This window comes from Phenylobacterium sp., assembly GCF_036963605.1.
GTDB lineage: Bacteria > Pseudomonadota > Alphaproteobacteria > Caulobacterales > Caulobacteraceae > Phenylobacterium.
This window is the reverse complement of record NZ_JBALUY010000100.1, coordinates 1-9,845: the sequence shown is the minus strand read 5'-3', so window position 1 is coordinate 9,845 and position 9,845 is coordinate 1. Positions and strand designations below refer to the sequence as shown.

Genomic DNA, 9,845 nt, shown 5'->3' with positions numbered 1-9,845 from the left:
GAGCGCCGCGCCCGCGAGGAAGCCGAGATGCAGCGCCAGGCCGAAGATCTCGACCGCGCCGAGGCGCTGGAGGCGGCTCTGGGCCAGGACGCCGAGTTCCTCGCCGCGCGTGACCTGGTGCTGGAGCGACGTCGCTACACGGTGACCCTGGACCATGCGGATTATCGCATCGCCGCCTATTTCGAAGACGGCCGCGTCAGCGTCACCGCCGCCGACAAGCGCAACGCCACCACCTCGGCGGCGCCCCGCAAGCAGCAGTTCGCCGAGAGCGTCGAGGACGCCCTGCTGATCATGGCCCAATTCCTGGCTGACGAGACCCGCTGATGCTGTCGATCAACAACCTGCACGCCCGCGTCGCCGAGGCTGAAATCCTGAAGGGCCTGACCCTCGACCTGCCGGCCGGCGAGGTCCACGCGATCATGGGCCCCAACGGCGCCGGCAAGTCGACCCTGTCCTACGTCCTGACCGGCCGTCAGGGCTATGAGGTGACGGAGGGGACGGCGACCCTGGACGGCGAGGACCTGCTGGCGCTCGAGCCGGATGAGCGGGCCGCCCGCGGCCTGTTCTTGTCGTTCCAGTACCCGCTGGAGATTCCCGGCGTTCCGGCCATGACCTTCATCCGCACGGCGATGAACGCTCAGCGCAAGGCCCGCGGCGAGCCAGAGGTCAGCGCCCCGGAGTTCCTGAAGCGCGCCCGCGAGGTGGCTGGCCAGCTCAAAATCGACTTCGACATGCTCAAGCGGCCGTTGAACGTCGGCTTCTCGGGTGGTGAGAAGAAGCGAATGGAAATCTTTCAGATGGCGATGCTTTCGCCTCGCCTGCTGATCCTGGATGAGACCGATTCCGGCCTCGACATCGACGCGCTGAAGATCGTCGCCGACGGCGTCAACGCCCTGCGCAGCCCAGATCGCGCGATGCTGGTGATCACCCACTATCAGCGGCTGCTGGACTATATCCGCCCCGACAAGGTCCACGTCCTGGCCGCGGGTCGCATCGCCGCCTCTGGCGGGCCGGAGCTGGCCCACGAGTTGGAGCGCGAAGGCTATGACAAGTATGCGAGGGCCGCTTGACCCTCGCCGCCGCCCTCCGCGACCGTGACGTCGCCCAACTGCCCAGCCGTCGTGACGAGGACTGGCGTTGGACCGACCTGCGCGCCCTGATCCGCGAGCTGCCCGCGCCGTCGCCGGCGGTGGCGGCGCCGGCTAAGCCTGGTCCGTTCGGCGACCTGGGCGAGACCGAGATCCTGGTGGTCAACGGCCGTACGCTAGGCGATGAAGCCCTGCTACGACTGGCGCCGGGCGAAACCCGCATCGTTCGGCTGCGCTTCGTCTCGGCCACGGCGGCGACCGCCCATGGGGCGAGCCTGTCGATCAGCCTGGACGCCGGCGCGCGCCTGACCCTGCTGGAGTCCTATGAGGGCCTGGCGGCGAGCTACCTCGCCGATGCGAACCTTGCGATCACCCTTGCCGAGGACGCCGTGCTGGAGCGGATCATCCTGGCCCAGGATGACGAGGACGCCGTCAGCGTCAGCACCGCCACGGTAGACCTCGCCCCACGGGCGCGACTGGCCCAGACCACGCTGACCGCCGGCGCCAAACGCCAGCGGCTGGAGACCCGTGTCACCCATCCCGGCTGCGACGCCGCGGTGCGGATGGACGGCGCCTATCGGGTGCGCGGCCGCGGCCATGCCGACCTGACCAGCGCGGTGAATCACGCCGGCACGGACGGGACCACCGATCAGCTCATCAAGGGCGTGGTCGATGATCAGGCCCGGGCGGTCTTCCAGGGCCGCATTACGGTCAGCCCCGGCGCCGACCGCACCGATGCGCGCATGGGCCACCATGCGCTGGTCCTGTCGGATCGGGCCGAGGTGGACGCCAAGCCCGAGCTGCTGATCTTCGCCGACGACGTGGCCTGCGCCCACGGCAATACGGTGGGCGCCCTGGACGAGGACGCCCTGTTCTACGCCCGCCAGCGGGGCATGCCCGAGGATGTGGCCCGGGCCATGCTCACCGAGGCCTTCATCGGCGAGGTCATAGACCGGATCGAGACTGAGGCTGTGCGCGAGCACCTGCGGTCCTGGGCGCAAGATGGGCAGATCGCCTGATGGCCTTCGACGTGGAAACCGTGCGGGCCGAGTTCTCCATCCTGCAGCGACAGGTGAACGGCAAGCCGCTGGTCTATCTGGACTCTGCGGCCTCGGCCCAGAAGCCGCGGGCGGTGATCGAGGCCATGACCGGGGCGATGGAGCATTCCTACGCCAACGTTCACCGGGGCCTGCACACGCTGGCCAATGAAACCACTGAGGCCTATGAGGCCGCCCGCCGCTCGGTGGCGCGCTTCATCAATGCCGACGAGGGCGAGGTCGTCTTCACCAAGGGCGGCACCGAGGCGATCAACCTGGTGGCCGCGGGCCTGGCCGGCACGCTGGCGGCTGGCGATGAGATCCTGCTCACCCAGATGGAGCACCACGCCAATATCGTCCCCTGGCACTTCCTGCGCGAGCGCCTGGGCGTGGTCCTGCGCTTTGCGCCGGTGACGGACACGGGCGAACTCGACCTGGACGCCTTCCGGCAGATGCTGGGGCCGCGCACCAAGGTCGTCGCCTTCAGCCACATGTCCAACGTGCTTGGGACCGTCAATCCGGCGATGGACATGGCGCGCATGGCGCACGAGGCCGGGGCCCTCGTCCTGGTCGATGGCTGCCAGGCCATCGTCCACCAGCCGGTGGACGTGAAGGCCATCGACGCCGACTTCTATGTCTTCTCCGGCCACAAGCTCTATGGCCCGACCGGCATCGGCATCCTCTATGGCAAGGCCGAGCGGCTGGCCGACCTGCCGCCCTATCAGGGGGGCGGGGAGATGATCGCTCTGGTGACCGAGGAGGCGATCACCTATGCCGATCCGCCCCACAGGTTCGAGGCCGGCACGCCGCCGATCATCGAGGCGATCGGCCTGGGGGCGGCGATCGAATGGATGAACGGCCTGGACCGTCCCGCCATCGCCGCCCACGAGGCCCGGCTCTACGATCGTATGATGGAGGGGCTGGCCGGCGCCAACTGGCTGCGCGTGATCGGCGAGGCGCCGAACAAGGGCGCCATCCTGTCCTTCATGATGGAGGGCGCCCACGCCCATGACGTGGCCCAGATCCTCGACCGTTACGGCGTCGCCGTCCGCGCGGGGACCCACTGCGCCGAGCCGCTGATGCGGCGCTTTGGCGTGACTTCCAGCGCCCGAGCCTCGATCGGTCTCTACAATACCGAGGCCGATATCGATGCTTTCGTCCAATCCCTTTCCAAGACTCAAGCTTTTTTCGCGTGAACGCCATGGATGACGCCCCCACCCACACCGAGGACGCAGCGCCGCTGTCAAAGGCGGAGCTCGACGCCCTGACCGACCAGCTGATCGACAAGCTGAAGTCGGTCTATGACCCGGAAATCCCGGTCGACATCTACGAGCTCGGCCTCATCTACAAGGTGGATGTGTCCGACCAGAAGGATGTGGCCATCGACATGACCCTGACCGCGCCGGGCTGCCCGGTGGCTGGCGAGATGCCCGGCTGGGTGCAGGACGCGGTGATGGAGATTCCCGGCCTCAAATCCTGCAATGTCGAGCTGGTCTTTGATCCGCCATGGGATCCCTCGCGGATGTCGGACGAGGCCAAGCTTCAATTGAACATGTTCTGACCCCATATTCTGATCATGGAAAACCTCAGCATCACGCCAGCCCCCCGCGCGCGCCGTCCCCGGCCCCAGGTGGTCTCCCTGACGGAGACGGCTGCGGCCCGGGTGCAGGAGATCATGGCGCGGGCGGAAAAGCCCTATGCCGGCCTGCGGGTCGGGGTGAAGAACGGCGGCTGCGCCGGACAGGAATACGTCCTGGAATATGCCGAGACCGCCGATCCCATGGACGAAGTCGTGCAGGACAAGGGCGTGACCATCCTGATCGAGCCCAAGGCCGTGCTGTTCCTCATCGGCACGGTGATCGACTACGAGACCACCAAGCTGTCGTCCAAGTTCGTGTTCCGCAATCCCAACGAGACCGACGCCTGCGGCTGCGGTGAGAGCGTCACCATCGTGCCGCAGGACGCCGAACTGGACGCTTAAGCCTTAGCGGCCCTGGAACTTGGCGGGCCGCTTTTCCAGGAAGGCGATGACGCCCTCGCGGGAATCCTCGGTGCGTCCGGCGTCGCGTTGCGTGACCCGCTCGGCGTGGAGCTGTTCGGCCCATTCGGCGTCCAGACCGTCCCAGACCAGCTTGCGGATATAGCCGAGCGCCTTGGGCCCGTCGGCCAGGGCGCGGGCCAGCTCCATGGCGGTCGCCATCAGCTCGGCGTCGGGCACGCAGCGGTTGATCAGGCCCCATTCCAGGGCCGTGCGGGCCGGCAGCTTCTCGCCCAGCAGGGTGAGCTCCATGGCCCGGGCCTTGCCGACCATGCGGCTGAGCAGATAGGTCGCCCCGCCGTCCGGCACGAGGCCGATCCGGCGGAAGGCCTGCAGGAAGTAGCCGCTTTCACCAGCCACGATCAGGTCGCCCATCAGGGCCAGCGAACAGCCGATGCCGGCCGCAGCTCCATTCACCGCCGTGACGATGGGGATCGGATAGTTCCGAAGGCCGGTGACGAAGGGGTTGTAGATTCGCTCCAGGGCCGAGCCGGAATCCGGCGGCTCCTTGCTGGCGGCGGCCGGCGCAGGATCTGCGCGGCCCGACAGGTTGGCGCCTGAACAGAAGCCTCGGCCCTCACCGGTGATGACCACGCAGCGCACGCCGGAGTCCGGCTTGGCGAAGCCGTCCATGGCGTCCTGGAGTTCTGCCATCAGGTCGAGGCCAGCGGCATTCAGCGTGCCCGGATCGGACAGGGTGACGACGGCCACGCCCTCGGCGACCGAGGTCTTGATCTTCTGATAGGTCATGGCGTCCTCCGTACTGCGTCGCGTTGGCCGCGATCCTGGAGGAACCTACGCGGCGTCAGCCAAGGAGGGAATGGCCGGCGCCGGTTCAGGCCGCATTGGGGATGGGATCGGCCATGCTGACGAGATTGCGTCCGCCGTGCTTGGAGGCATAGAGGGCGCCGTCGGCTCGCTCCATGACATTATGTCCGCTCTCGCCCCGTCGACGTTCGGCGAAGCCGGCCGAGACGGTGATCTTGCCCAGATCTTCATTGGTCGAACGCCGCTTAAGCACCCGCGAGGCGATCTCCTGACGGATTTCCTCCAGGGTGGCGAAGGCGGCATGGTGATCCTCGCCCGGGAAGATGATCGCGAATTCCTCGCCGCCGTAACGCGCCGCCAGACGCGGCGTAGCGCCCAGCCGACCGATGACGCTGGCGACATAGCGGATCACCTGGTCGCCGGTCTGGTGGCCCCAGGTGTCATTGAAACCCTTGAAATGGTCGATATCGATGAGGGCCAAGGTCAGGTTGTGACCGGTGGCGTCGGCCTCCTGGCAGGCGCGTTCGAGCTCGTCGTCGAAGGCCTTGCGGTTAGCCAGGTTGGTCAGGCCGTCGGTGGTGGCGTCCCGGCGCACCTGCTCGAGGTGTTCGCGAAGCCGGGCCACCTCGCTGGAGGATTCGCTGAGGCGCCGTTCCAGGGACTTGTTCTCGGCCTCCACCCGTTGGGTGGCGCCGGCCAAGGTCTTCACCGTGGCCTCCAGGCTGGCGATGCCGGCTTCGGCGGTGAGCGATTGCGAGGCGGTGGCCAGGGTCAGGCCGTAGGCTTCGCTGGATTTCTTGGCCGAGTTGATGGCCGCCGAGACCGAGGCCAGTTCGCGGCTCAACTGATCGCCCGTGTCGCGGATCTGGTCGTTGAGCTTCGCCTTGGGCAGGTAGAGGGCGGCCAGTCCTTCGCTGACGGAATCGGTGAAGGCGTCGCCGATCTGCAGCAGGCGGGTGATTTCCTGGCCCAGCGCCCCGTCTGGGTCAGCCAGATAGTTGACCCAGAGTTCAAAATTGACCGCTGTAGGCCAGATTCCATGGCGCTCCATCTGCTCGATGGCCTTGCGCGCCAGAGTGAAGCCTTCCGGCCCTCGGAGCTTGGTCTCGACTTCTTGAGACATTTGTCGTGTTCCCCGCCCTCCGCTGTCGCCTCTCGGGACCGCAGATATTCCCCTTATTCGTCGAACAGAGGTTAGCGGGCAGAGCCGAACGAGCCGTTAAAGCCGAGCTCGGCGTGCGCTGATATCAGTCGTCGCGGGTGGGCGTGGGGCGCAGCAGGAAGGCCGGCGTGTCGGAGCCGAAGCCGCGGACGCCGTTGCGGTTGTCATCAGCCTCATCGCGGGTCTTCACACCCCGGATCGGGCGTTCAGCCCGACCTTGGCGAGGCGCCGGCGTGGCTTCTGGCGGCGTTTCAGCCTTGCGGGCCGGGCGTTCGCGGCGGGCGGTCTCCCGGGGCTTGGCCTCCGGTTCGACGGGGGACGCCTGGGCCGGCGCAGCGGCTGGCGCCTCAGCCGAACGGCTGCGCGAGCGGCTCCGGCGGGGCTTTTCCTCAACCGTTTCCGAGATGGCCGGGGCCGGCGCTGCGGCCTCGACAGCTGGGGTGGGTTCGGTTGCCGGCTCTGTCCGTTCCGGACGGCGGCTGCGGCTGGAGGAACGGGATTCGCCCCCACGGCCGCCGGCGCTGCGACCGCTGCTGCTGCGACCGCCGCTGCGTCCGCCGCGCTCGTCGGTCAGGCTCGCCCAGTCGAGGTCGAGATCGACCTTCTGCGGGGTCTGGCCGATCAGCTTCAGCACCTTGTCCAGGGACTTGGAGTCCGCCGGGGTGACAATCATGTAGGTCTCGCCAGTGCGGCCGGCACGGCCCGTACGGCCGATCCGGTGCACATAGTCGTCGGCATGGTGCGGGACGTCGTAGTTGAAGACGTGGCTGACGGCTGGGATATCGAGGCCGCGTGCGGCGACGTCGGAGGCCACCAGCAACTTCAGCTCGCCCTTGCGGAAGCTTTCCAGAGTTCGCGTGCGCGTCGCCTGGTCCAGGTCGCCATGGATCGGGGAGGCATCAAAGCCGTGGGTCTTGAGCGACTTGGCGACGATATCGACCTCGGTCTTCCGGTTGCAGAAGACGATGCCGTTCTTGACGTCGGCCCGTTCGGCCAGGGCGCGCAGCGCTGCGCGCTTGGCCTTGGAGTCCGAGACCGGCAGGTCGCAGATGTATTGGGTGATGGTCTCGGCCGTGGTCGCCGGGCGGCTCGCCTCGATCCGGGTCGGATCGTTGAGGAACTGCTTGGTCAGGCGGGTGATCTCCGGCGGCATGGTGGCCGAGAAGAACAGCACCTGGCGGCGCGGCGGCGTCATCTTGAAGATGCGTTCGATGTCGGGGATGAAGCCCATGTCGAGCATGCGGTCGGCTTCGTCGACCACCAGCATCTGCACGCCGGTGAGCAGCAGCTTGCCGCGCTCGAAATGGTCCAGCAGACGGCCCGGCGTGGCGATGAGCACATCGACGCCCCGGTCGAGCTTGGCTTCCTGATCGCCGAACGAGACGCCGCCAATCAGTAGGGCCCAGCTCAGGCGATGATACTTGGCGTACCGCTCGAAGGAGGAGGCGACTTGGTCGGCCAGCTCGCGGGTCGGCGCGATGACCAGCGCCCGGGGCATGCGGGCCTTGGCCCGGCCCGCAGCAAGGCGGTCGATCATCGGAAGGGTGAAGGCGGCGGTCTTGCCCGTGCCTGTCTGGGCGATGCCCAGGACATCGCGACCGGCCAGGGCGACCGGAATGGCCGCCTCCTGGATGGGCGTGGCGTCAGTGTAGCCGGTTTCGGCGATGGCCTTCAGCGTCGAATCCGACAGGCCCAGAGAGGAAAATTCAGTCATTCATCGGCAAATCAAGATCAGCGGACGTCAAGTTGCGCCCCCGATCGACAAGCGCGGCGTGATCGACGCGCGCCGCGGAACATAGGCGGAAGCGCTTTCAAGTCAACGCATGACACGGCGCCGCGGGTCCATGGAGCGCCGATTGTTCGCACAATGCGGCAGGTCTCAGACATCGAGATCTTCGGTGGCGAATTCCGCATTCTCCTGAATGAAGCGGAAGCGAAGTTCGGCCTTGCGGCCCATCAGGGCCTCGACAAGGTCGATGACCGACTCCTCGGCCCGCGGCAGGGTCACCCGCGCCAGGATGCGCTTGGCCGGGTCCATGGTGGTTTCCTTGAGCTGGGCCGGCATCATTTCGCCCAGGCCCTTGAAGCGGCCGATCTCGGGCTTCTTGCCCTTGAAGTCAGTGGCCATCAGCTCCTCGCGGTGGGCGTCGTCGCGGGCGTAGACCGTCTTGCCCCCATGGCTGATCCGGTAGAGCGGGGGGAGGGCCAGGAAGAGTCGTCCGGCCCGGATCAGGTCGGGCATGGTGCGGTAGAAGAAGGTGATCAGCAGGGATGCGATGTGGGCGCCGTCCACGTCGGCGTCGGTCATGATGACGATGCGCTCATAGCGCAGGTCTTCCTCGCGGAACTTGGCGCCGGTCTGGACGCCCAGCGCCAGCAGGAGATCGCTGAGCTCCTTGTTGGCCACCAGCTTGTCGGCGCCGGCCGAGGCCACGTTCAGGATCTTGCCGCGCAGGGGCAGGATGGCCTGGGTGCGGCGGTCGCGGGCCTGCTTGGCCGAGCCGCCGGCCGAATCGCCCTCGACCAGGAACAGCTCTGTGCCGGCCGAGGCCTGGATGGCGCAGTCGGCCAGCTTGCCGGGCAGGCGGAGCTTGCGGGTGGCCGAGGACCGCGCCACGTCGCGGTCCTTGCGCCGCTTCAGCCGCTCTTCGGCGCGGTCGATGACGAAGGCCAGCAGGGTGCTGGCGGCCTTGGGCTGGGCCGTCAGCCAGTGGTCGAAGGGATCGCGCAGGGCGGCCTCCACCAGGCGCTGGGCGTCGCTGGAGGACAGGCGCTCCTTGGTCTGGCCCTGGAATTCGGGGTTCTTCACGAACACGCTGATCAGGGCGCCGGCCTGGGCGAGCACGTCCTCGGCGGTGATGACTGCGCCGCGCTTCTCGTTGGTCAGCTCCGCATAGGCCTTGAGGCCGCGGGTGAGGGCGGCGCGCAGGCCAGCCTCATGGGTGCCGCCTTCGGGCGTCGGCACGGTGTTGCAGTAGGACCGCATGAAGCCGTCGGCCTCGCCGAAGCCCTCGGCGGTCCAGGTGATGGCCCATTCTACGGCCCCCGCCTCGCCCTGGCGGGCGAAGCGCCCGGCGAAGGGTTCGGGGGTGACGGTCTCGACCTTCTCCACCTGCTCAGCCAGATAGTCGGCCAGGCCGTTGGGGAAGCGGAACACGGCCTCGGCCGGCGTCTGGTCCTGGATACGGGCCGGATCGCATTTCCAGCGGATTTCCACCCCGCCGAACAGATAGGCCTTGGACCTGGCCATCCGGTACAGCCTGGCGGGCTTGAAGGCCGCGCCTTCGCCGAAGATCTGCGGATCAGGCAGGAAACGGATCGCCGTGCCGTGCTTGCGGGTCGGTTGGCCCTTCTCGATCGATCCCAGTGGCTTGCCGCGGGCGAAGGCCTGGCTCCATTCGAAGCCGTCCTTCCAGGCGGTGACCTCCACCCGTTCGGACAGGGCGTTGACCACCGAGACGCCCACCCCGTGCAGGCCGCCGGAGGTCTCATAGGCCTTGCCGGAGAATTTCCCGCCCGAGTGCAGGACGGTCATGATGACTTCCAGGGCTGACTTGCCTGGGTGCTTGGGGTGGGGATCGACGGGAATGCCGCGGCCATCGTCCCTGACGCTCAGATAGCCGTCCGCGTCGAGATGCACCTCGATGAACTTGGCGTGGCCGGCGACGGCCTCGTCCATGGCGTTGTCCAGCACCTCGGCGAACAGGTGGTGCAGCGCCCGCTCGTCGGTGCCGCCGATATACATGCCCGGC

10 protein-coding genes are annotated in these 9,845 nt (G+C 67.6%); 6 read left to right on the top strand and 4 right to left on the bottom strand.

The window, feature by feature from the left end:
• The 6 genes from V7702_RS15315 to V7702_RS15290 all read left to right on the top strand — a co-directional run.
• On the top strand, positions 1 to 324 hold a 324-nt coding region (locus tag V7702_RS15315), incomplete at its 5' end, for a hypothetical protein (protein WP_335650948.1).
• Positions 324 to 1,070, top strand: a complete 747-nt coding sequence (sufC, locus tag V7702_RS15310; RefSeq protein ID WP_335650947.1) for a Fe-S cluster assembly ATPase SufC — start codon at positions 324 to 326, stop codon at positions 1,068 to 1,070. The genes V7702_RS15315 and sufC, both read left to right, overlap by 1 nt.
• Positions 1,067 to 2,107, top strand: coding sequence for a Fe-S cluster assembly protein SufD (sufD, locus tag V7702_RS15305; protein ID WP_335650946.1), 1,041 nt, complete (start codon positions 1,067 to 1,069; stop codon positions 2,105 to 2,107). The genes sufC and sufD overlap by 4 nt, the downstream gene beginning before the upstream one ends.
• Entirely contained in the window at positions 2,107 to 3,321 is a 1,215-nt protein-coding gene (locus tag V7702_RS15300; protein ID WP_335650945.1) for a cysteine desulfurase, read from the top strand. Before sufD ends, V7702_RS15300 begins: the two co-directional genes overlap by 1 nt.
• Before the next feature lie 5 nt (positions 3,322 to 3,326).
• A complete protein-coding gene (locus V7702_RS15295) occupies positions 3,327 to 3,686 on the top strand; it encodes an SUF system Fe-S cluster assembly protein (RefSeq protein WP_335650944.1) in 360 nt (119 codons plus the stop codon).
• Positions 3,687 to 3,701: 15 nt separating this feature from the next.
• Positions 3,702 to 4,106 carry a HesB/IscA family protein gene (locus V7702_RS15290; protein WP_335650943.1) on the top strand — a complete coding sequence of 135 codons (405 nt, stop codon included), beginning with the start codon at positions 3,702 to 3,704 and terminating at the stop codon, positions 4,104 to 4,106.
• A gap of 3 nt (positions 4,107 to 4,109) precedes the next feature.
• On the opposite strand, the gene V7702_RS15285 is transcribed toward V7702_RS15290, so the two are convergent.
• The 4 genes from V7702_RS15285 to parE form a co-directional block, all read right to left on the bottom strand.
• On the bottom strand, positions 4,110 to 4,913 hold the full coding sequence (locus tag V7702_RS15285; protein WP_335650942.1) for an enoyl-CoA hydratase/isomerase: 804 nt from the start codon (positions 4,911 to 4,913) through the stop codon (positions 4,110 to 4,112).
• 85 nt (positions 4,914 to 4,998) lie between these two features.
• On the bottom strand, positions 4,999 to 6,054 hold the full coding sequence (locus V7702_RS15280; RefSeq protein WP_335650941.1) for a GGDEF domain-containing protein: 1,056 nt from the start codon (positions 6,052 to 6,054) through the stop codon (positions 4,999 to 5,001).
• A gap of 124 nt (positions 6,055 to 6,178) precedes the next feature.
• Positions 6,179 to 7,807, bottom strand: a complete 1,629-nt coding sequence (locus tag V7702_RS15275) for a DEAD/DEAH box helicase (RefSeq protein ID WP_335650940.1) — start codon at positions 7,805 to 7,807, stop codon at positions 6,179 to 6,181.
• Positions 7,808 to 7,972: 165 nt separating this feature from the next.
• The coding region (gene parE / locus V7702_RS15270; RefSeq protein WP_335650939.1) for a DNA topoisomerase IV subunit B at positions 7,973 to 9,845 on the bottom strand (1,873 nt) is incomplete at its 5' end.